The 23,275-nt window shown below is 34.6% G+C and carries 17 protein-coding genes and 2 pseudogenes; 9 read left to right on the top strand and 10 right to left on the bottom strand.

Annotated features, from left to right (window positions below; genetic code table 11):
- Positions 1 to 65: 65 nt before the first annotated feature.
- Positions 66 to 665, bottom strand: a complete 600-nt coding sequence (locus QRY57_RS16770) for a hypothetical protein (protein WP_208018481.1) — start codon at positions 663 to 665, stop codon at positions 66 to 68.
- 501 nt (positions 666 to 1,166) lie between these two features.
- Here QRY57_RS16770 and QRY57_RS16775 point away from each other — a divergent pair.
- The 7 genes from QRY57_RS16775 (at position 1,167) to QRY57_RS16805 (ending at position 8,194) form a co-directional block, all read left to right on the top strand.
- A complete protein-coding gene (locus QRY57_RS16775; RefSeq protein ID WP_286015633.1) occupies positions 1,167 to 1,625 on the top strand; it encodes a hypothetical protein in 459 nt (152 codons plus the stop codon).
- 260 nt (positions 1,626 to 1,885) lie between these two features.
- Complete coding sequence (locus QRY57_RS16780) at positions 1,886 to 2,029, top strand: hypothetical protein (protein WP_286015634.1); 144 nt, start codon at positions 1,886 to 1,888, stop codon at positions 2,027 to 2,029.
- A gap of 72 nt (positions 2,030 to 2,101) precedes the next feature.
- On the top strand, positions 2,102 to 2,806 hold the full coding sequence (locus tag QRY57_RS16785; protein ID WP_286015635.1) for a CPBP family intramembrane glutamic endopeptidase: 705 nt from the start codon (positions 2,102 to 2,104) through the stop codon (positions 2,804 to 2,806).
- Positions 2,807 to 3,646: 840 nt separating this feature from the next.
- Entirely contained in the window at positions 3,647 to 4,354 is a 708-nt protein-coding gene (locus QRY57_RS16790; protein ID WP_286015636.1) for a response regulator transcription factor, read from the top strand.
- Positions 4,354 to 5,340: a sensor histidine kinase gene (locus QRY57_RS16795; RefSeq protein WP_286015637.1), complete on the top strand. Its 987-nt coding sequence runs from the start codon at positions 4,354 to 4,356 to the stop codon at positions 5,338 to 5,340. Before QRY57_RS16790 ends, QRY57_RS16795 begins: the two co-directional genes overlap by 1 nt.
- Before the next feature lie 138 nt (positions 5,341 to 5,478).
- Entirely contained in the window at positions 5,479 to 6,246 is a 768-nt protein-coding gene (locus tag QRY57_RS16800) for an ABC transporter ATP-binding protein (protein WP_286015638.1), read from the top strand.
- Positions 6,224 to 8,194, top strand: coding sequence for an FtsX-like permease family protein (locus QRY57_RS16805; RefSeq protein ID WP_286015639.1), 1,971 nt, complete (start codon positions 6,224 to 6,226; stop codon positions 8,192 to 8,194). The genes QRY57_RS16800 and QRY57_RS16805 overlap by 23 nt, the downstream gene beginning before the upstream one ends.
- A 438-nt stretch (positions 8,195 to 8,632) precedes the next feature.
- On the opposite strand, the gene QRY57_RS16810 is transcribed toward QRY57_RS16805, so the two are convergent.
- From QRY57_RS16810 to QRY57_RS16820, 3 genes are all read right to left on the bottom strand, one after another.
- Entirely contained in the window at positions 8,633 to 9,670 is a 1,038-nt protein-coding gene (locus QRY57_RS16810; protein WP_286015640.1) for a serine hydrolase domain-containing protein, read from the bottom strand.
- 583 nt (positions 9,671 to 10,253) lie between these two features.
- A complete protein-coding gene (locus QRY57_RS16815; RefSeq protein WP_286015641.1) occupies positions 10,254 to 12,044 on the bottom strand; it encodes a helix-turn-helix transcriptional regulator in 1,791 nt (596 codons plus the stop codon).
- A 4-nt stretch (positions 12,045 to 12,048) separates the two neighbouring features.
- Positions 12,049 to 12,639: a sensor domain-containing protein gene (locus QRY57_RS16820; RefSeq protein WP_286015642.1), complete on the bottom strand. Its 591-nt coding sequence runs from the start codon at positions 12,637 to 12,639 to the stop codon at positions 12,049 to 12,051.
- A gap of 279 nt (positions 12,640 to 12,918) precedes the next feature.
- Between QRY57_RS16820 and QRY57_RS16825 the strand changes: the two genes are divergently transcribed.
- A complete protein-coding gene (locus QRY57_RS16825) occupies positions 12,919 to 14,931 on the top strand; it encodes a serine hydrolase domain-containing protein (protein WP_286015643.1) in 2,013 nt (670 codons plus the stop codon).
- A gap of 284 nt (positions 14,932 to 15,215) precedes the next feature.
- Here the strand turns inward: QRY57_RS16825 and QRY57_RS16830 are convergent.
- The 4 genes and pseudogenes from QRY57_RS16830 to QRY57_RS16845 form a co-directional block, all read right to left on the bottom strand.
- Positions 15,216 to 16,312: pseudogene (locus tag QRY57_RS16830) on the bottom strand (IS3 family transposase).
- Between the two features lie 119 nt (positions 16,313 to 16,431).
- Positions 16,432 to 16,581, bottom strand: a pseudogene (locus tag QRY57_RS16835) (IS6 family transposase); the annotation flags it as partial.
- 25 nt (positions 16,582 to 16,606) lie between these two features.
- On the bottom strand, positions 16,607 to 16,870 hold the full coding sequence (locus tag QRY57_RS16840; protein WP_286015644.1) for a hypothetical protein: 264 nt from the start codon (positions 16,868 to 16,870) through the stop codon (positions 16,607 to 16,609).
- A gap of 40 nt (positions 16,871 to 16,910) precedes the next feature.
- The gene (locus QRY57_RS16845; RefSeq protein WP_432804093.1) at positions 16,911 to 19,256 is read right to left on the bottom strand and encodes a glycoside hydrolase; all 2,346 of its coding nucleotides are present in this window, start codon (positions 19,254 to 19,256) and stop codon (positions 16,911 to 16,913) included.
- Between the two features lie 108 nt (positions 19,257 to 19,364).
- On the opposite strand from QRY57_RS16845, the gene QRY57_RS16850 reads away from it, so the two are divergent.
- A protein-coding gene (locus tag QRY57_RS16850; RefSeq protein WP_286015646.1) for an IS3 family transposase occupies positions 19,365 to 20,719 on the top strand; the annotation gives its coding sequence in 2 pieces (ribosomal slippage) (positions 19,365 to 19,818 and positions 19,818 to 20,719; 1,356 coding nt in all).
- Positions 20,720 to 20,770: 51 nt separating this feature from the next.
- Here the strand turns inward: QRY57_RS16850 and QRY57_RS16855 are convergent.
- Positions 20,771 to 22,168 (bottom strand): sensor histidine kinase, encoded by a 1,398-nt coding sequence (locus QRY57_RS16855; protein WP_286015647.1) that lies wholly within the window; start codon positions 22,166 to 22,168, stop codon positions 20,771 to 20,773.
- A complete protein-coding gene (locus tag QRY57_RS16860) occupies positions 22,161 to 22,808 on the bottom strand; it encodes a response regulator transcription factor (protein WP_286015648.1) in 648 nt (215 codons plus the stop codon). The genes QRY57_RS16855 and QRY57_RS16860 overlap by 8 nt, the downstream gene beginning before the upstream one ends.
- Between the last annotated feature and the right edge of the window lie 467 nt (positions 22,809 to 23,275).

A 23,275-nucleotide genomic window follows, 5' to 3' on the forward strand; every position in this document is an offset into this window, starting at 1 on the left:
TTTTGCAAATAATAATGTTGTTTAATTTGAGAAGCGAATATTAAAAACATACCCCTTCTTGATTGCTACTTTACAATTAAATCCTCGTAGTCATATCGAGGGTCTAATACAATGTCACCATCTTTCTTTTTGACGACGCGGACTTTACTACCAAATTCTGCTTCATTATAAGTCTCTGTTCTTACCCATACATCTTCGTATTTACCGTCTACGAATATTTCTAGTGTTGGGTGTGTAAAGATGATTTTCTCTTTCTCTACATGCCTACCTACGATTTGTGCTTCCATCGGTTTACCCTCATCTACCAGTACCGCATTTTGAAACCCCTCAATGATAGGTAAAACAATAAACACGATAAAGATAAGTCCAAATACGATTACTTTCTTTTTCGTACTCCATTTCTGTTTTTCTTTCTGTTTCGCTTTCTCTTCTGCCCGTTCTTGCTCTATTTCTAGCATTATTTCTTCTAATTCTTCTAGTTCTTCACCTAGTGACTCTAAGTTTTCATCACTTTCTACTATCTCGTATACATTTTCTTTAACCATACGAACTTGATGTTTGTTTTCTTTTATTTCTTCTAACTCTACCTTTGATACATCAAATTCATGATAAACTTCCCCGTCTTTGTCAACAACTCGAATATGAATGTTTCTCCTATTAAACATCTGAACTACCCCTTTGAAAATAACTTCTTTCTTAACTATAAAAATACCGGAATATCCCATTTTCATCATACAGGATAAAAAGTATAAATTCTAATTAATACTTTTTTTCAAAATATCTATTTTATTTTTGAAATGACTTTATTATTTTTTAACAACTTTATTATTCGTGAACACATTACATCTCGATACAAGCATCAAAATCTTTTTTATTTATACAAGATTTTATGCAAAAAAAGAATAGCAAAGATTCCTAGAATCCCCGCTATAGCAACCATGTATAAAATTCTGCATATCAATTGAACAAGTGTAGAAACAAAAAATCAAGTAAATACAAGGATTCCCCCTTGTCCTTGCTACCGATAATTGTGCGTTATATTAACCTCGCACGAATATTTATTCATCTTCAAAAATGACATCTAAAATAAATAAATGTACACTACAAAACAAGATTAACCCACACAAAATATATAAATCTAGCATTAAATATATAGTGGACAGGCAATGAATATAGATTCAATAGCCTGTTATCAATTGAAAAAGGAGATGATTTTAATGGCATTTTTCTTTTTAGCAAATGGATCCATTAATAATAATGGAGCATTAGTGGTTAATTTTGATGAAAGAGGACTTGGAAATGATGATGTTAATTATGTACTAACAGCTGACTCACAGGCAGTCTATGCTTGTATTAACAGAGGCGGCCAGAACCCTCGTGCAGCAAATAAACAAACCGCTTCAGCTGCGGTAACGTCAATAGGTGACTTTTCCCCAAAAAACGGGAGAATAGTAGAAACATTACCAGCTGCAGGCCCTCCTTCAGCAGGAAGCTTTTCATGTACTAGTGGTCAAAGATTAGTTCTTGCATCTGTAAGTTACACTAACATTATTTTAAAAGACACTACGAATGATGTTTCAATAACTATACCAGATACTTCAAGAACATTCGTTAATATTCAATAAGAGCTGTTATACAAAATAAAGAACCACGAAAGAATTTACGTGGTTCTTTATTCACTTTCCAAAAACTCTTAAGTTTTATAAAATCTGTTAATAAGGTTCAACCGAGATATGTGTAAAACTAGATCACAATAATACATTATTTACCGTTAATGATGCGTTATATTAACCGAGCATGTATATGATATACATTAGGACCTTATTGTATTATGATAAGATTTAATAATTGAAAATTTAGACAAGTTTATCTAGAAAAAGGAGAAATGCTAAACACTGATGGTGGTAAAGATTGGGGAGACATTTTAGATTACGGCATTGAAGCTGGAAAATGTCTTTACAAAAACGCTGGTTCAGCAGGGCAAGTTGATGCTCGATATAAACATGGTGCACCTGGAAGAAGATATTAATATTTAAAATTCAACTATATCTTATTTTAAGTTATAATGAAGCTTCAAATAAAATATAAAGGATCTAACATCATGACTAATATACACAATCAAAATCTGATTTCATTGAAACAATTTATTTTAGGAACACTATTAATATCGATGTTTGCACCATTTCTTTTTGGGCTATTATTAAAAATAGTATTCTCATTACATTTTACCGTACAATTATTTGATAGTAATGATAGTTTAGAAATAGCAAAAAATTTCTTATTACCCCTTTCTATACTTTCATTTGCTATTTATTACATTTTCACGCGCAAATCTTTTTATAATCTAATATTATCTACGCTTAATATTAAATCACTAAATCGAGGTAGGACATATGTATATATATTGATTGCAAATATATTTGTTATTTTATCGGGTAAAACAACAAATATCATCTCGAATGATTCAGCAAATATACAAGCAACAGATTTAGGAATTGACACATTATCCGAACAATCTTTTATCATATACATAATTGCTATATCAACACATGTATTAATCGGACCTGTTTTAGAGGAAATTCTATATCGTGGAATTATTCTTAGATTTTTAGAAATCAAATATTCTTTTTTTACTGGGTTAATTATATCCAGTATATTATTTGGTTTAGCTCATAACTATGACTTTGCATTCATTATTTTTGCAACTCTAATGGGTATAATTTATGGTTTACTTTATAAGAAAACTAACTCAATAATCCCAGTAATAATTGGACATATGACTTACAATTTATATACATTTATATAATTGTAATCAAGGAAAGGACGCATTATTCAAAATTATATTTCGTAAGATTATAATTGCGAGAATTTCATATAAGAATAGAACGATCATTACTTAAGTGTTCCATACATGCCCTAACTTTAATTTTATTGTTTATAAAGGGACATTTTTAGGGAATTATGCTATCAAATGCTAAAAAAAGATGTGCACACAAGATTGTTATACAATACTCTTGTGGCACATCTTTTTTAAGAGTCTCGCCATCGCTATCAAGCTAGGCTCATGTAACGTCAATTATAGGAGAGTTTGTTTCTTTTTTCTAAAGGCTACCTCTAGAAAATTTAAAGATTTGCATACGAAATAAACCCTAACGGATTTCATTTTTTTGAATTAAGCCGCTTGATTAAATCGTTGATTCAGTCCCTCAGGACTGATAAGCACTTCTGTTGACGCTTCCAAACAGCTAAATAACTGAGTTAAAGAAGTCGTAGCGACATTTTGGCTCATCCAGGTGTATCGCCAGCATTTTTGAAAAAAACCATGTTAAGAGTTTTCGAGTCATTTTAATCCTGTTTTAAATTATGTTGCGTACAAAATGGATTACTTTTAGTAAATTGTGTTGCGTTATCAAACGATTTTAATAATTTTTCTTCCCGTAATACAACACAAATGACATTGTGTTGTATTAATTTAGCATATACGTAAAATATAAATATCAGTCAAAGGAAAGGTGTCGTAATGACACTAAGCAAATAAATCAACAATTTAATTAGAATTTGAAATCAATATAAAGTATCAAAAAGTGTTTTAGAATATGTTACTTTTATTCAGATTAAAAATATACAAGTAAAGGAAAATAATATTATGTATAAAGTTATGATTGTAGAAGATGATACTAAAATTGCAGAGTTGCTTCAATCACACATTAATAAATATGGTTATAAGGGAATAATTGCGACAGATTTTGAAAATATTCTAGAGGTATTTCAGACTGTTCAACCTCATGTGGTTTTACTTGATATTAATCTTCCTAGTTTTGATGGATATTATTGGTGTCGTCAAATTCGAACTCTGTCTACTTGTCCAATTATTTTTATATCAGCACGTAGTGGGGACATGGAGCAAGTCATGGCATTAGACTATGGAGCGGATGATTATATTACAAAACCATTTCACTATGAAGTTTTAATCGCGAAGATACGAAGTCAACTTCGACGTGTATACGGTGACTATGCTCCAAAAATAGAAGAAAGAGCAATACAGCAATCTGGTTTAATTCTTTACCCTGAAAGATCCGAAATGGAGTTAAACGGAAAAATAGTACCTCTTACAAAAAATGAAAATTCCTTGTTAACAATATTATTGCAGCGCTGTCCAAGTATTGTAAGCCGCGAAGCTATCTTAGAAAAATTGTGGAATGATTTCTCTTATGTTGATGATAATACACTAAGTGTCAATATTACACGTGTTCGTAAAAAGTTGCAGGAAATTGGGATTGATGGTGCGTTAGAAACTGTTCGTGGTAAAGGATATCGTCTAAAGATAACCTGGGAAGATGAGGAGACAGTGTGATGCGATTATTTGTAAAGGACCAAATACCTTTTATTTGTTTTTCTGTGATTCAGTTATTTGTCACGCTGTTAGTATATTGGTTAGATGGGTATACAAATCTATTAACTGCCTTGTATAGTGTGTTTTTAGGGACATGCTTTGTAATGGGATATTTAATATATCGTTATTATAACCATCGTAGATTTTATGAGACATTATCTCATCCTCCCCAAATGTTAAATGAATCACTGAAAGAATTAGATTCTTCTCCAGTATCTATTGCATTACAACAGGTGTTAGAAAAGCAATATAGTCATTATGAGCAAACACTAAAGACTTGGGAGCATAAGCAAGAAGAACACCTCACCTTTTTAAATCAATGGATTCATCAAATGAAAACACCTTTATCGGTAATTGAATTAATTACACAGGATGCAGATGATGAACGTTTTGAAAGTATTAGTGAGGAAGTAGATCGAATGCGAACAGGACTGGAAATGGTCTTATACATGGCGCGTTTAGAAACATTTGAACAAGATTTTTGTGTAGAAAAAGTCTCACTACGAAAAGTTATTGATGAAGTGATTCATGAAAATAAACGTTTCTTCATTAGAAGTTATGTGTATCCAAAGGTAGAAATGGAACAAGATTTTATAGTGGAAACAGATAAAAAATGGCTTCGGTTTATTCTGAATCAGATAGTATCTAATGCAATTAAATATTCAATGGGAAGTAAAGAAAATATAACAATTTCTGCTTTTACTAATAATCGAACGTTAACTCTTGAAATACAGGATCGTGGTGTTGGGATTCCAAAAGCAGATTTACCGCGTGTATTTCGGCCGTTTTATACAGGAGAAAATGGTCGGAAATTTAAAGAATCAACAGGAATGGGGCTGTACCTTGTTCAAAATATTATTAAAAAACTAGGACATGATATTGAAATAGAGTCTGAAATAGGGGTAGGTACTGCAGTTCGTATTATTTTTTCTCACACTGCTTATTAGAAGATGATTCATCTTCTTTTTTTTATTTTCAGAAACATTACAAAGTTGTTAGATAAATGAAAGACTATTCAATATGAGAAATAAATTATATGCATTACACTTATTTCGAAAAGAACAAAGATAAAGGGGACTTATTGTATGGAAACATTAAAGGTTCGTGAATTAAATAAAACGTATACTGGGAAAGTATTGTATGAAGCACTTTCAAATATTAATTTAACAATCAATAAGGGTGAGTTTGTAGGGATTATGGGACCATCAGGAAGTGGAAAAACTACTTTACTTAATATGGTTTCTACCATTGACGCTCCAACATCAGGGGAAGTATTGATTAATGGAAAGAACCCTTATCATTTGGCCACTAATGATTTGGCGTTATTTCGACGCCGTGAATTAGGATTTATTTTTCAGTCATTTAACCTGTTGAATACATTAACAGTGAAAGAAAATATTGTTCTGCCACTTACGTTAGATAATGTGAATTTGGAAGAGATGAATAAACGAGTAGAATCTATTTCTAGACAATTGGGGATTGAAAAGATTTTACATAAACGCCCCTATGAAATTTCCGGAGGACAAGCTCAACGGACAGCCATTGCGCGTGCACTTATTCATTCTCCTCAATTAGTTCTTGCGGATGAACCGACAGGAAATTTAGATTCAAAAGCTGCTAGTGATGTGATGGAGTTATTAAAGAAATTAAATAAGGAACAACAAGTAACAATGATGCTAGTAACACATGATCCAATAGCTGCTAGTTATTGTGATCGAATTGTCTTTATTAAAGATGGAAAATTTTATAATGAAATTTATTATGGCGAGAATCGTCCAACTTTTTATCAAAAAATTATAGATGTATTGTCATTATTAGGGGGAAATCACAATGAATTTTCGTCAATTCGCTAGTAATAATGTGATCCGTAATAAACGGTTATATCTCGGCCATTTTTTGAGTAGCACATTTGCAGTTATGATATTTTTTACTTTTGAATTACTTGCTTTTCATCCTTACTTTAGTGGAAAAATTGCATCAACAAGTGCAACGATGACAGCTTTAGGGACGCAAGGATTTAAGATTGCTCAATATTTAATTATGTTTTTCTCTTTTTTCTTTATTTTGTATTCTGTTAATGCGTTTTTAAAAACAAGAAAACGTGAATTTGGAGTTTTAATTCTTCTTGGTATGACGAATTCTCAGTTAAAGAGATTAATCTTTATCGAAAATATGTTAATTGGATGTTGTTCTATTATTGTTGGTATTGGAATTGGACTTATTTTTGGGAAATTAATCTTATTAGCAAGTGCAAATCTTTTAGCATTAAAAGGTCGTTTGTTATTTTATCTACCAACAAAGGCAATTGTAGTGACATGTATTTCGTTCCTAATCTTATTTGTACTCGTTTCTATTTTTACCGCAAGAATGATGAAGGTATCTCAGTTAATAGAATTAATGAAATCAGAAGAAAAACCAAAACAAGAGCCCAAGTCATCTAAGTGGTTAGCGTTACTCTCTATTCTTTTTATCGCGATTGGATATGCTGAAGCATTTTATTTGTATGCTTCATTGTGGAGAGGGAACAGTTTTGTGTATGTTATGCTCATTTGCGTCTTCTTTAGTGTGTTAGGAACATATTTTTTATTTACTCAACTTAGCTTTTATCTCATCAAATATGTAAAAGAGCGTGAACATACTTTCTTTAAAAAAACGAATCTGTTAACTATTTCAGAATTGGCTTATCGAATGACGGATAATGCGAAAACGCTATTTTTAGTTAGTATTCTTTCTGCTGTCGCTTTTACGTCTATTGGAGTTTGTCTTTCCATCGGAAGTAGTGCTTTAGCAGAATCTCAGAGCCCTTATGCATTTAGTTATACATCATATAAAGGAAACGTAGAGGAAACATCACATATTTCTCAAATCAAAAAACAATTGAATGACGCTGGATTTTCATACAAATTGATTTCTCCTACTATTTTCACAACAGAAAATACGGTAGATATTATGAAACTTACGGATTATAATGAGTCAGCAAAAATATTAGGATATCCTACAGAAACCTTGCAAACGGAGAAGGATAGCCTCATTCTTCCGTCCAAAAGTAGATTAAGAAGTCAATCATCAGAGGAATTAAAAAAAGAAGTTGCATCACTTACCTTGCAAGAAGGGGATGTAAATCTTCATGTTTCTGGAAAAAAAGTATTAATGGATCATATACTGAGTCCTTCGTTTGGATTTATTGCTGTTGTTTCTGATTCAGTTTATGAACAAATAAAAAATACAACGCCATTACAAGAAAATAAACGTAATCAGTATACTCAATACGGTTTTTTAATTCAAAATTGGACGAAAACCGAAGCAGTTGCAAATAAACTTATGAGTATAATGCCTTATGATAATACACAAGTAAACCCTCCGTATATATTTGAATCACTAATGTTAAAATGGTTGGAAGGAAAACAAGTAAATGGGTTATTATCTATTATTAGTGTATTAATAGGCATTGTATTTTTTGTTTTTGCCATTAGCTTTTTGTACTTCCGTTTATTCACAGATCTAGATCGAGATAGAAGACAGTATCAAATGCTTTCTAAAGTGGGGTTAACGGAAAAAGAATTGAAGAAGGTTGTAACACAACAAATTAGTGTGTTATTTTTTGTACCAATTGTAGTAGCAGTAGTTCATAGTGGTGTAGCATTTATGGCACTACAATATATAGCGCAGCATAAACACGTAGATTTATCAGTTGCTCAAAATTCTATTTTCGTATTCACAGGGTTTATATTTGTACAAATTACTTACTTTTTGTTGATTCGAAGAAATTATTTACGTCAGTTACTTCGCTTTGTGGGCTGAGGTTCCATATGATTTAAACATATTCAAATTAATAGTATAGGCTGATTATTGACTTACACTACTTTTTTATACAAAAAGAATGCCCTTAAGTAACAGTTTTTTTAGAATAATACTGTTAGCGTGGGTTTTTCCGAAATGCTGGCGGTACCCCATGCCCATCAAGCTAAGAAAAGCAATTACCTTCAAAACAAAAATTTTGTATTTATTATATCCCTGCATTCTCATTTTGATTTAATGAGAATGCAGGGATACTCGATTTGTAATATTACCGCAACAATCGCAATTATTATTCTGAAAATTAAAAATACAACTCTGATTCTAAGGTTATTTCCGTTTGTTTGATTGGATTTTGAGAAAGTGTAAGGTAAATACTTTTAAAACAATATAAAACAACGTGGGGTAAACCAAATCCAAATACTGTATTCTACGCTCTATTTTTTACTTTTCTAAAACAATTTCTGCTATTTCATTAGCATATTTTTTAGAGTCAAATTCATCATAGTTACTTAGTACCGCAACAGACAAATATTCTTTTGGAAACCGCATGAAGTGTGAACTATAACCTGCCCACCCTCCGGAATGTTCCAAGTATCGACAGTTAAAACCTTCTGCAACCTTCAGTCCAAAAGCATAATCTTCATTGTCAATAATCCCCTCTCCAGTTGGAGAAATTTCCGGACCCATTTCGCTCATTCTTTTAACAAGGTCTTTTCCACCAACGGTACCTGTAGTTAAATTCTCTCCCCATTTTACCAGGTCTTCAACTGTTGTATGAACTGCTCCATCCCCTGTATGTTCCCAAGGGCTTTCATAGATTTTATATGTTCCTTGCTCATTCTTCGAATATCCACTGGCAATTGATATAGTAGTTGGGTAGTAATCCACAATTGTTGTGGCCCTCATATTTAAAGGGTCAAAAATACGATCCTTTGTAAACTGACGTAGAGACTTGCCACTTACCTTCTCTATCACTTGTGATAATAAAAAATATCCTGTATTGCTATACTCAAATTTTGTTCCAACTGGGAACCTTGCAATTTGATGACTTTTAAGGTGTTCTAGCGATTCTTCCACAGTTAATGTATCAGTATATTTAATATTTGCTACTTCAGCCAATTCCATATAATCAACTAGTCCACCAGTGTGATGAATTAGGTGTCTCAATGTTACAGGTTCAGCATATGCTCCTATAGAAGGGACAAACTTTACAATTGAATCATCTAAACTCAATTTCTCCTCTTGTTCTAAGAGTAATATAGAAAACGCTGTAAATTGTTTTGAAACTGAAGCAATATTAAAAATAATTTTTGTAGTTATGGGTAGATTTTTCTCTATAGAAGCTAAGCCAAATGCACCTTTATAAGTTACTCCGCTATCGAAACTAGCAATATATGCAAAGCCAGGAGCTTGTGGTGAAAACTTTTTAAATAATTGTTTAATCGATGTATGTATCTTTTCATTATATGTATTATTCATCTCAATCACATCCCCTTCCCTTTAAATGATTAGGAATATATTAACCTGTTATCTTTCTCATATTGAATCCAATTCGACCCCATATCGGATTATGACATCCAACAATGGGATAATCATCTTCAGGCTGAGTGCGCAGACCTACTTGGATACTTCAGTTTTGGATTATCTTTGCATCATTCCAATATGATTTGAATTTTAGAATTGGATTACACATTTTACTTCAACTCAAAACGATATATTTTAAATAAAGCCCCATCACACTAATCTCTTTATAGAGAGCTTCAGGAAATAGTATCTGTTTTTTGTTATAACGGTGCTTTGTACGTAGATAATCAGTTAGACAGAAAACATTATCCCATTGAACAGATGTTTACGTAAAAAATTCTAGAAGCTAATATTTGTAACTTTATTCGTATGCCAACTATCTTTTCTTCGCATCAAATTGAAATAATGATAGTTCCCCATATTTCCTTCATTAATAAGCGAAATAATCCCAAATAGAGACATTCAAATTACACTTTTTAAAATGTAGCTCTTAAATATAGAATTGTTCACGTATCCTAGCAGTTGACTACATTCCCTCTTACAAAAGTAATCCTGTTTCTTTTGCTTTTTGCACGGCTTCTTCTCGATTTTTGACTCCTAGCTTCTCATAGAGATTGGAAGCGTAATTTCTTACTGTTCCGTTTGACAAGTAAAGTGTCGAAGCTATTGTTTTATAACGGCTGCCTTGTGATAATAGTTTCAAAATCTCTAGTTCGCGTTTCGTTAAGCCATACTCTTTTCCATCTGATTTTGATCCAAAAGGTCCTGTTTCTTTATTTTCTTCCCACATTCTATGGAACAAGTCATGATTAATCAGCGTACCTCCCCGATAGATCAGGCGAATTGATTCAGCTAGTTCACGCGAATCTATGGATTTCAACAAATATCCATCCGCACCATTTCGTATGATTTCCTTTACCTTTTCTGTATCCTGAAATGTTGACAGAATGAGTACACGAATGTCCGGCCATTTTTCCTTAATCATTTTTGTCGCATTAATTCCATTCAGATTGGGCATCTCTAAATCCATCAATACTACATCTGGTTTCAATCTTTCACACAGTTCCACAGCCCGGTCTCCATCTTCAGCCATTCCCACTACTTGTAAATCCTCCTGACCATCCAAAATTGTATGAAGACTTTCTCGAATAAAAGAATGATCATCGACAATACACAAGCGGATTTGTTCATTAGACAATTGTACTTGTTTCGGTAATACACATGAAATTAACGTCCCTTCCCCTTTTTTGGAATAAACAATGACTCTTCCTTGCGACTGACTCACTCGCTCTTTCATTGCAGTTAATCCAAAACCATCCTTCCACTCTTCCGCCCCGCATCCATTATCCTGTACATCCAATCTTATCTGTTGTGGTTCAAAGTGAAGTGACACAGTGATTTCTGTGGAATGCCCATGGCGAACAGCATTTGTTAGTGATTCCTGCAAGCTCCGATATAGTGTCATTTTTGATTGTTTGGAGACCATATGCTCTTCCCCTATTATTCGAGTACGTACATTTACTTTTGCATGTTTCTTAAATTCCTCTGTCAATTGTTGTAATGTGATAGCTAAGGGAAGCGACTCTTGTGATAAATCCATTTGATGCAAATACAGTCTTACTTCTTCCATACTGTTACGGGCCAATTGTAATAATGAATCGAGCTGTTGCTCTCCTTCTTTAGTCTTTAATTCCGTACGTAATGTTTCCATACCCATAATAATTGAGGTATAGGAATGCCCCATTGTATCGTGTAAGTCTTTTGAGAGCCTATCACGTTCCTCCAGTAAAGTAATTCGCTCAACTTGGGATACGTATTGTTCCAATACATGTTTCTGGTTCCGAATAGTTTCACTTTGACGGTAATTAATAACCAGTACACGAAAGAAAGAACCCATAACAAAGGCTAAACCAATTTGTAGGATGATTACCCATAAATCTGTTACTTTGGAAAATATCGCAATGAGCAACGGAAACAAAATAATTGTGATAGAACCCGACCAGCGGTAAGATTTATGAACACTATTTGTCGCAATCATGAAAGTTGGCATTAAAAAAGCAAGATACGCTGACGGAAATAATAAAGTTAAATAGAAACAAACTCCGCCAAATAATATTATTTCAGTAAACAAATAATAGCGATAACTGAACATTAAACAAATCCAAGGTACTGAAAATGAAGCGACTTCCCAAAGAATGATGATCCAAAGTGGTACAGTCAAATGGTCTTGTTGTTGGATAGTCGTTGATATCAATGATAGCCAAATGATAAAACGTATACAAAGTAATCCCCAATCATACCAGAACCATATTTTCAAAGTCTTAAACAAATTATCACCCCTTTATAGCTTTAAACATAGTACGTGTGTACATTCCAATTATTCGAACTAAGCAGTTCCCAATACATATACGTATCCAGATGAAAATGCCTCCAACGATCATGACAAAAATAGCCTTCGTCCATGAATTCATAGCAATTCCCAATAAGTATATATTAAAATATCGAAAAAGTAAGGGTGTAACGATAAATACTAGCGGCGTCACATACAGTAAAACGGCACATATAAGACTAATTATTCCGACAAAAAATTTCTGCATAAGCCAAAAAATGGCCCTCCAATTGCTACTATTAAGAATTGTATCTCTCGCTTTAATCCATTTATCTCCTACCTCTTTTTTCCTTGGTTGGAATAGCTCTATCGATATGTCCGTATAAACCTTCGTCTGAATGCGTTCATACTGAACAAACGTGTGAGTGGTTTGCAGCACCCAAGCCAATATGGGAATGCCTACGAAGATAACTGTCATTACTAATGCAAATGTAATGCTGACCAGATAGAAACAAAAGTAAAAGAATCCGGATGCAAAGGTAAATAACAAGAAATAGAAATCTTGCAAAGTTTTTTGAGCTGATGCTTTCGTCATTAAAATCTCTCCTCCTCATTCATTGCTAATACGTTAAAAGCTACTTTTTGATTCTAAGTATTTTTCTGTCACATACGGTAGTGTCAAAATGTCATGGTTTGTATGACATAACTATTAATACAGCCGTAGCTCACTCATTTTTCGTTGTCCTTTATAAATATGACAAAAGTTCACTATCTACTATGACTCGCCGCTTGCTACGCTCTGTTCATACGCTAGCGAGTTGCTAACTCGTTGAGCTAACAAAAAAATTCCAATTAAATAAAGGAGCGTACAAAAATGAAACAAGCAATTAACAAACTGGGGATTGTTGCAATTCTTCTTTCTTCTTCAACCATGATTTCTGCGTGTTCCCAACAATCATTAGAAGCTGAAAAATCAAAGCCATCGGTATTCACCACTGATATCCAAATGACGAAAGCACCCAATAATAGAAAAGAAATAGAATCTTTTGCTGATCCGTTATTTGAAGAAAAAATGAAGAAGTACAATGTGAACGGTTCTAGTTTTGTCGTCGTTCATGATGGAAAGGTCGTTATCAATAAAGGGTATGGATATGCTGATAAAGAAAAGAAAATCCCCGTCACTAAGGACACGGTCTTTCAAATCGCTTCAGTCTCGAAAACTTTTACTGCCTTGGCTGTGATGCAGCAAGTCGATAAAGGAAAGCTTAAACTAGATCAAGACGTACAAAAATATCTTGGTGGATTAAAAATACCTAATCAAACAGGAAAACCTCTTACCTTGTTTGATATGCTCACTTATACCAGCGGGGTAGATTTTCCCGATCTCCCAACGATAACTGGACCTGAATACGTTCATAATAGTATACCAATGAAGGAATTTTTCTCTAAACATATGCCAACGGTGGTACGGCCACCAGGGGAAGTTTATACGTATGACAACGTCTCATTTGCGCTCGCAGGGTTAGCAGTAGAGAATGTTACTAACACCCCTTTCTCAAAATATATGGAAAAGAATATTTTTAAACCATTAGATATGAAATCTACAAGTATGAGCTTTACGTCTGATCTTCTTGAAAGAATGGCTACACCTTATGGTCCCACCGGCGATCCAATCCCAACAAGTGGGCACGGTCTAATGGATGCACCACAAGGGGGCATTTTATCTACTGCGGAAGACATGTCAAAATACATGATTATGCAACTACAGAAAGGAAAATTTAAAGACAAAGAAATTGTAAGTAAAAAAAGCATGGATATGATGCATGCCTATCAAGTTTTTGATGATAAGACGATTCCTGTTGCGACAATTGGATTTGAAACGCCTTTCAATAAATTTGCTAACGGTCAACACGTTGTAATAAAAGGGGGAAGTATGCCTGGACATCAATCACTGATGATTTTAGTGCCTGAACAAAAAACAGCATTCTTCATGTCTTACAATAATGATTCAACGATGAGTATAGACATATATGAAGCTCTCATGGATCACTATTTCCCTGCTAAGAAGAATGCGGCAAAAACAAGTTATCTCCCATTAGAGGAAAAGGAAGCTCATAAATACCTGGGCTTATTCCAAAACACGCGTTTCGCTGCAATTCGCACCCACTTTACCTATGAAGATGGGAATTTGGTCATGGAAGGGGGATTATCCGGAAAACAAGTCCTCAAAATGATTCATCCGTTGTTATTTGAAGATTCGGAAGGCAACAAAGTTGCTTTCAAAAAAAATGCAGCTGGAGAAATCACATATTTTCACTACAGCTCTCCTAAAAGCCTAGATTTTATGGCTGATGCACAAAAAATTAACAACAAACCGTCCTTAGCGGATGTCCCGCAAATGAGTAACTATAGAAGCCATATCGATAATCTTTATGCTTTAAACATCATGGATGCTAAAAAAGGTAACTTATTCGATCCGATGGGTACTATGACACAAGGAGAATTTGCTGATTCCTTGTTACGTGCACATGGGTGGAGTAATTTTCCAGATGAATCCAAAGAGGCTCAAGAAAAATTTATAATAGGTATTCCTGGATTTGACCGTACAGCTCCGATTACCCGACAGATCGCAGCAACCATGATTCAAAACTTAAAGCAGATTCAACCTGATCAAGCTAATAAAGTTAAATTGCTTGATGCGGCGGATGACTGGGCAGTCCAATCTATTCAAGCACTTGCCTCCCAAGGAATTCTAGACCCTGATACTTCCATCAATGCTGACGGATCCTTTATCTTCCGTCCGAAGGATTTGTTACTGCGTCAAGAAGCAAGTGCCTTGCTGGATTTAGCTTTTAACTATTATGCATTGCCTATCAAACGACAGTAGATATTCATCCTAAATTGAATCATAACAAAATTGGATGATGGTATCTCATCAGCATCAAGCTAAAATATAACAAGAAATTCAACTTTATAAGATTTTTATGGAAACGGAAATGATTCGAAGCATAACCCGATGCATTTGAAGTTTTTGCATTTAAAGAAGGAACCTATTAGGAAATATAATAGGTTCCTATTTTGTTATATTGGATTTGAGTCAATATTTTGGACACAACAAAGTTAAGTCTATGCTACTTCTTTAGCTAGATCTTCTATTGCTTGGGGCGTTTTCTAACCAATACTACTATGAATTCTTTTGCGGTTATACCATCCCTCAATGTATTGAACTAGCGCTAGGTTTGCTTGTTTAAATGTCACATATTTTGTACGATATACTTCTTCTTTCTTTAAATTGGCATGAAACGACTCTATATAAGCATTATCATATGGACATCCTTTTTTGCTGAAAGAAGGTTTGATTTTATAATTCGCGAGTATCGTTTGGAATTCTTGACTTGTATATTGTGTCCCTAAGTCAGTATGTAGAATGAGACCTTCTGATGGTTTCTGTGTATGGTAAGCGTTTTCTAACGCTTTTACCACAAGATTCGGTGTCATATTTCGTGAAAATGAATACCCAATAATTTTCTTAGAATACAAATCCATCACAGATGCTAGGTAACACCAGCCATCTTTTTGCGTGTAAATATAAGTAATATCCGCTACCCACTTTTCATTAATTGTCGTTGTAGAGAAATCTTGTTCTAATAGATTTGGTTGTTCCTCTACAGTTGATCTTGATGAATGTGGTTTATATTTTTTTAAGATAATGGAACAGATATTTTCTTTTTTCATGAGCCGTTGTACACGTTTTATACTTACTGATAATCCTTGATCCAACAGTATTTGATGAATCTTGGGCGCACCGTAACGCTTTCCGCTATCTTGATGAATGTGTATAATTTTTTCGGTTAGTTCTTTATTTTCACGACTAAGCTTCGACTCTGTTTTATGCTGGGATTGATAGTAAGAACTTCTTGCGATTCCAAGAATTTGGCACATCATATGAATAGAATACGTTTCTTTCTGAAAATCGATAAATTGGTGTAGTTCTGTATCATTTATTTTCTCGCGAATATGGCCATAGCCTTTTTTTTAATTTCATTCTCTTCTTTTAGACGAAGCATTTCTTTTTTCATTCGTTTTAGATCTTCTAGAGTCATTTCGTCTTACTCAATTGATGTGATAGGAGAATATGATTTAATCCACTTATAAACGGTTACTTCTGATACACTATACTCGCTACTTAATGCTTTTACAGGTTGTCCCGAACGATATAGTTCAACCACCATTTTTTTAAACTCTTCATTAAATTTCTTGTTTGTCATACGGACACTTCCTCCTTGAAATCCATTGTAAGGACTTAACTAAGTTGTGTCCATATGACTATACTAACTCCAAATAACATCGTATCTTTTTTAGAAACATCGTGACTTTGTTCAAAACATCGCATGATGGTTGTTGGGTGAACTGAAATGCCACGTTCTTTCAGGATTTCAGAGACATCGCGATAACTTAAAGAAAAACGACAGTAGTAGTAGTCGACAGCTACTAAAATAATCTCTTTCTTGAATTGTTTTCCTTTAAAATACCTCATGCCTGATTCTCCTAGATCCTGTTTTCTAGAGTGTAGCTCCATGTAGAAAACTTTGCAACAGAACCCCAAACGATGTACCGCCGTCTCCTACAATATTCGACTTAAATTGACTCTCGTGCTGAGCAATGGAAAGCGGGATCCACGCTGGTACATCATACTGCTTAGCTACATAAGTGATGATTTCTTTTACTTTCTGCACTTCCTGTTTATGCAGGTATTCTATATAAATTGTGTGAAAAGTCACTATGCCCGCAATAAACAAGACCAAAACAGGCACAATTTTTTTCAAGGGTCTCTCCTTCTTTTCTCCTTACAAGAACAATATGATTCTAGTATTTCGATGCATCCCATACTTTTTTCGAATGCCCATCATATATAACAGCTGTTTTTCCTTTTATTTCTTCGTTCTCATATTTAAACGGTTTGTTTGAAAAATTCACAATGACTTTCATATCCTCTCCGAACTCCGTACATTGAACCGAACGATCTTCAGAAAGAATCTTAAAGTTTGTCATTGGCTTTGTCACTGCTTTTTGATGAAAATCAGACCAAATGTTTACGTAGGAAACAATCATATCCTTATTGGCATTCCACATATCCTTGTCGATATGGTATAACGGTGGAACATTGTATAATATCTCGGACAGCATTCTGTTTCCAATTTCATCTTTAATTTTCAAACTTCCCCATTCCCAATGATGCGTTGTAATCACCGAATCATTGTATACAAGCTTATAAAGAGGGATAGAATATACTGGATCTAGATAAATGTGTTGGTACAACGGTTTGATTGGCACAGTCTTGCTGTAACGTTCAGGTGTTGCACCATTTGACGACCAATAGCCTCCTACATAGTATGGACTCGTTTTATTCTTTCTCATGTCCTCGTCATCCCATTTGATCACAGGTGTTTCAATGCCGTGCGCGAAAGCAATAACATCACTTGCAAAATCATTACCACCTTCTGAACCGACTACCATATGCTTTTCTTTTCCAATATAGTCCATTCTTTGCAATCTTGCCTTCAAATCCTGTGCTTGCGTTGTAATATGGTCTGGAGAATAATCGTCATACACTTCACCGGTTGCGTCACAATCTACAAACCAAGAATTAAATGGAATACCGTTCTGTAAAATACTATCTGTACGTTGCTTTACACTAGGTAACGATAGAGTCGGATTCAGTTTTCTTCCTTTTCCTAAGAAACCTTTTATTTTTTCCCCATTCTTATTTGTAATGGTCGCGTTTTCGTATAAACTTTTATCTACAAAAGAAGCAGTGTTCCAATCTTTGCTTGCATTCTCCTGAATGGAGTGATAAGAATCATAAGGACCAATAAGATATCCTAAATCATTTGCTTCTTTCACCATGCCCGGATTCATTAAACCGTTTGACCAGTTTGGCAATCCGATCCAAGCATGCTTAATTCCCGACTGACGCATGTCCTCTATCAAATCAGTCGAATCCTGTTTTCCCCACTTTTCGATATCGTCTGCTGTATCCTTAAGCTTACTTTTTAGTAGTCGTTTATTAAGCGTATACAGTTCCTGTTCACTTAAATGAGAAATTCCTTTCTCCAGCAATTTTTTCAATTCGCGGTCCGTATTCGGGAATATTACATTATTATAGAACTGATCTAGTTTCAGTACTTTATCAAACGCACGAATAATTACATTTTTTTGATTTTTATCAATATAGTCTTGTTTATTCAATTCACTAATAGCTGCTTCAAACTCTGTAGAGCCGTCTTCTGTTTGCTTCAGCAATTGTTCCATCCAAGCGATAAACGGTTCGTCCAGCTGACTCTTCAATTGATTCCAACGAATATTCTCTACTGTAATTGCATCCTGATTCCACAAGTACATATGCGGAGCACCGTACAGCTTTTTGATGTTCGGATTTCCCTTCGCTTTCTCCGTAAGCGTTTTGAACTCTCCTTTCTCCTTTATATAGTTTTTATATACCTGCGCGATTTGAGTAGGGTCAGAATCCGTCACATATAATCTGAATCCATACTCCTTATTTGGATTAATTGTCGGGAACTCATGAGTAAAGCTAAATTGTATATTATCATCCGTATTGAAATGGATAGTATCGTTAAACATATTGTCCGCAATATATACAATCGAATATTTAGACTTATCTAATGCAAAGAATCTCATAGAAAAACTTTCAATAAATGAAAACTCTTCATCCTTCAAGAATTCTTTCCAATATGGGTCATCGGCTGGTATACGCTTTCCTTCCCATAGGGGTAAAGTATAACGATTTGCACTTACTTTTGGCCATTCGAATTGCTTTGCCCCATCCGATTTCAGCGTAATATCCAAATAATATTTCTTTTTTTCTACCTTAATCTCCATCTTATCGTCCGGATAGCTCCATGATACAACACGGTCTTTCCTTTTTACATCCTCAACCTTTTTCTTTGAAAAAGGAAGAGAAGCACTCTCCTTAACGCCATCTTTCTCCACAACAATTTCACCCGTTTCTGGTGTAACATCAAATGAAAAATTGCTGTATTGAAAGGGATGTTTCTCATTTACCTCCTTATTTTTATCCTTTGCACAATACACAGTAAGTGGCGTAATAAGCAATGAAATAGAAATAATCGCATAAAAAATGGTTTTTTTCACCTTGTAAACCTCCTTCTGCCACTTACTATAAGTCCACATTGTGACACCAATATTACAAACTCGGTGAAATAACAAAAAAAGCAGCTATCCTGAACTGCACCCCAATTGTTAGATACATAATCTAACAATTGGAGGTGCAGTTTTTCTATGGCTAAATTTACGGCTGATGAAAAAATACACATCGTTCTACGTTATTTGAACGGAAATGAAAGTTATCGAGAAATTGGTAAAGCGATCGGCATAAGAGACACAGTAATTTTGAATTGGGTAAACCAATATAAGCAGAATGGTGTGGAAGCTTTCCTAAAACGGTATACAAATTACACACAACAATTTAAACTAGACGTACTAAATTTTATGATTGAAAACGGTACGTCCTTAATTGAAACGGCAGCTATCTTTAACATTCCTGCCCCTTCAACGATTATTGTTTGGAAAAAACAACTCGAAACACAAGGAATTGATGCCCTTCAATCAAAGAAAAAGGGGCGTCCATCCATGAAAAAAGTGTCAAATAAACAATCAAGACAAGCACCAGTTGAAGGATCAGCTGAAGCACTTGAAGCACGTATTAAACAGCTTGAAATGGAAAATGAGTACTTAAAAAAGTTGAATGCCTTAGTTCAAAACAAGGAAAAGTCACTAAACAGGACAAAGCGCAAGTAGTCTATGAATTAAGGCATAAATATTCGGTGAAGGCACTCGTGGAGCTAGCTGATATTCCACGAAGCACGTATTATGATTTAGTGAAGAAAATGAATCGTCCGGATCTAGATACCGATTTGAAAGCTGAGATTAAAGCGATTTATGAGGAAAATGAAGGGCTTTATGGCTACCGTCGCATTCGTGATGAGTTAACGAATCGTGGTCAGAAAGTGAATCACAAGAAGGTTCAGCGCATTATGAAAGAGCTTGGATTAAAGTGTGTTGTGCGTATGAAAAAATATAAGTCTTATAAGGGGAAATTCGGTAAAATTGCACCAAATATTTTAGAGCGCAATTTTAATGCAAATGCCCCGAATCAAAAATGGGTAACAGACATCACAGAGTTTAAATTGTTTGGAGAGAAACTTTATTTATCACCTGTATTAGACTTGTATAACAGTGAAATTATTACATATACAATTGGCTCTAGACCGACGTATTCACTTGTTTCAGAAATGTTAGAGAAAGCATTAGAACGTTTACCTGAAAATCACCAGCTACTGATGCATTCAGATCAAGGGTGGCATTATCAAATGAAACAATATGTCCGTACACTTGAATCAAGAGGTATTGTGCAGAGTATGTCTCGAAAAGGAAACTGTTACGACAACGCAGTAATGGAGAATTTCTTTGGGATCATGAAGTCGGAATTCCTCTACATAAAAGAGTTTGAAAGTGTAGAGCATTTTAAAATAGAATTAGAAAAATATATAGATTACTATAATACGAAACGGATAAAGGCAAAATTAAAAATGAGCCCGGTGCAATACCGGACTCACCTTTATCAAGCTGCCTAATGAAATAACCGTGTCTAACTTTTAGGGGTCACTTCATCCATTCACATATGGCTAGCTGCTTTTTGTATCGGAAGAGACACTCTTCGGAAAACGAATATAAAATTGAATGATGTCTTCATATAGGGACACACCGTAATCAAATTGATGGCGGTTCAGAATAGACTGGACAATCGTTAATCCTAGACCGGTGCCAGATCTATCTTTGCTTCGTGAAGATTCAGTCACATAAAAAGGTTCCCAAATATCCCTAACTTCTATCCCCTTCATATTCGTACCGTTCTCCACTATGAAAAGAATTCTATCCTCCTTTTCTTCAAATCGTATATCAATTCTCTTATTTTGTGTGTACTTGATGGCATTACTAAGCAGATTGTTTAGCACCTTCTCAATCTTGCCGCGGTCTGCTATGATCCATAATGGCTTATCTTCCTGTTGGATCGAAAGATGAATTTCTTTGAGCTGTATTTCAATTTCATGCTTCGCCAAACAATGTTGAAACAAAGCTAGCAAATCAAATGTCTCCTTGTGCAATTCTTCCCGCTCTATCCTTGAAAATTCGAGCAATTCGTCTATTAACGTAGATATATTATCAGTTTGCTTCAATATTGTATGAACATAAGTGCCGTCATCCAGGCCATCCTGAATGCCTAAGGAATATGCTTTAATCAAAGATAGGGGTGTTTTTAGCTCATGCGTAATATCTGACATGAACAGTTTTAAGTTTTTGTTTCTTCTATTTAAATCCTCATGCGCAGCTTTCAGCGTATCACTCATCACGTTAATACTATTGGCTAGATCTTCGATTTCATCATTTGTCCGTATATCAGTTTTTTTGAAATCCAGCATAGCGATATTTTTAGAAATATCCGTTAGCTCCTGTAAAGGGCTTGTAATTTTCCGCGACCATATCCATACCAATACAACGAGAACAAAAATAGCAAAAATGAGGACATACAGGTTAAACGTATTAATGATATAGGCTGTTTCATTAAAATGTACGATAGATTCACCTACCATTATAAACACGCCATCCTTCACCGTATAGCTTGTCAAAAAACTCGACTTCAGCTTCCCTTGGTCGTATAGCTTATTTACAAGGGTTCCGTTTTTCACGTCCTGCAATGTTTCCTTCGTAACCCAAAACTTATTCAATGTCAGCCCCTTTTTTGCTAGCTGTGCACGCAGCGACCAATTGAAACTTGCCTCATCATTGCTGATGGGCTCATATACAATCGTCAAGTTATGCTTTTTCTCCAGGTCTGCTACGGAATTTATAAAATCGTTGTATCCCATTGATGTAATTTCTTTTGAAATAGCATTCAAATCCTGTTTCACTCTGTGTACATAATAGCGGGGCAGAAAATAGTTGGTAATCAACATAGAGAACGCAAAAATACAAATAATACAAACAGAAATGGTAACGGCAAATTTTCTCCCAAGTCTATTCATGTCCTTTCTCCATGCTATATCCCATCCCCCTATGTGTCTTAATTAAATCTGCACCTATTTTTTCTCTCAATCGTCTCACATGGGTATCTACCGTTCGTTCTTCACCGAAATAATCAATCCCCCATACAAGATCCAGTAAATCCTTGCGTGACAGAATACTGCCTTGATTCCGCAAAAAACAGCTCATAAGCTCAAACTCTTTCTTCGTCACTTCTAAATCTTCATCATCTTTATAAACTTTCTTCGCCTGTATATCAACTTTAATATTGTGTATATATATGACCTTATCCTCTTTCAGCAGTTTTTTCGCCCTCGTTAGCAAAATACCTGGATGAAACGGCTTTTTCACATAATCATCCACACCTGTGTTTAGTGCCATCAACTCGTCTTCATGCTCGCTTTTCGCTGTCAGCATCAATACCTTTGCATCGCTGTGCTTCTTCACTTCTTTACACACATTAAGCCCGTTAACATAGGGCATCATCCAATCCAAAATCACTAAATCAATTTTCGTTCCGTAAAATATATTGAGGGCCTGCTCTCCATCTTCAGCGAGAAACACATGATAACCTTCTCGCTCAAAATAAGCTTTTAAAATCCGCAGCATATCCTTTTCATCGTCTACAATCAGTACGTTCATATTTCCTCCGTCAATAATTTATCCTTATGATTTTGTTAAGAATTCCAAAAAATGATTTTCGTAGGTTCATCACCAAAAGACAGGGGTGACATATAGATAGATGTACATTCCACTCCGAGTGGACGCTTTCCGTTCCGTGTATGAAAAATGAGTCATTTTAAAAAAATCAACCCCATGCTACGGTGATGAACCAAAAAGTACATTTCTTATTACCTCTTATACCAGCTAATACTTCTTATATAAGATTTCTCCGTTGCTACACACCCTCCATTTTTCTAAATGAGTCATATAAGTCGTTTTCTTTTTACCTTTTTCCAAAAGATAATTTTAAAATCCATAGCGTTCTCTATCACTTTTTTTCATCGTGAACTCTCCGATATTGATTTCTCTTTCTATCGATTATAATCAAAAAGTGAAGTAGAATACATATTCTGTGTCATTGTTAATAGGAACCCTGTCGCACGCAA

This window comes from Bacillus arachidis (genome assembly GCF_030285945.1).
GTDB lineage: Bacteria > Bacillota > Bacilli > Bacillales > Bacillaceae_G > Bacillus_A > Bacillus_A arachidis.

Bases quoted from the DNA above. Each gene is read 5' to 3' on its own strand.
- QRY57_RS16770 (WP_208018481.1), bottom strand. From the start codon at position 665: ATGTTTAATAGGAGAAACATTCATATTCGAGTTGTTGACAAAGACGGG.
- QRY57_RS16775 (WP_286015633.1), top strand. From the start codon at position 1,167: ATGAATATAGATTCAATAGCCTGTTATCAATTGAAAAAGGAGATGATT.
- QRY57_RS16780 (WP_286015634.1), top strand. From the start codon at position 1,886: ATGCTAAACACTGATGGTGGTAAAGATTGGGGAGACATTTTAGATTAC.
- QRY57_RS16785 (WP_286015635.1), top strand. From the start codon at position 2,102: ATGACTAATATACACAATCAAAATCTGATTTCATTGAAACAATTTATT.
- QRY57_RS16790 (WP_286015636.1), top strand. From the start codon at position 3,647: ATGTATAAAGTTATGATTGTAGAAGATGATACTAAAATTGCAGAGTTG.
- QRY57_RS16795 (WP_286015637.1), top strand. From the start codon at position 4,354: ATGCGATTATTTGTAAAGGACCAAATACCTTTTATTTGTTTTTCTGTG.
- QRY57_RS16800 (WP_286015638.1), top strand. From the start codon at position 5,479: ATGGAAACATTAAAGGTTCGTGAATTAAATAAAACGTATACTGGGAAA.
- QRY57_RS16805 (WP_286015639.1), top strand. From the start codon at position 6,224: ATGAATTTTCGTCAATTCGCTAGTAATAATGTGATCCGTAATAAACGG.
- QRY57_RS16810 (WP_286015640.1), bottom strand. From the start codon at position 9,670: ATGAATAATACATATAATGAAAAGATACATACATCGATTAAACAATTA.
- QRY57_RS16820 (WP_286015642.1), bottom strand. From the start codon at position 12,639: ATGACGAAAGCATCAGCTCAAAAAACTTTGCAAGATTTCTATTTCTTG.
- QRY57_RS16825 (WP_286015643.1), top strand. From the start codon at position 12,919: ATGAAACAAGCAATTAACAAACTGGGGATTGTTGCAATTCTTCTTTCT.
- QRY57_RS16845 (WP_432804093.1), bottom strand. From the start codon at position 19,256: ATGTGGACTTATAGTAAGTGGCAGAAGGAGGTTTACAAGGTGAAAAAA.
- QRY57_RS16855 (WP_286015647.1), bottom strand. From the start codon at position 22,168: ATGAATAGACTTGGGAGAAAATTTGCCGTTACCATTTCTGTTTGTATT.
- QRY57_RS16860 (WP_286015648.1), bottom strand. From the start codon at position 22,808: ATGAACGTACTGATTGTAGACGATGAAAAGGATATGCTGCGGATTTTA.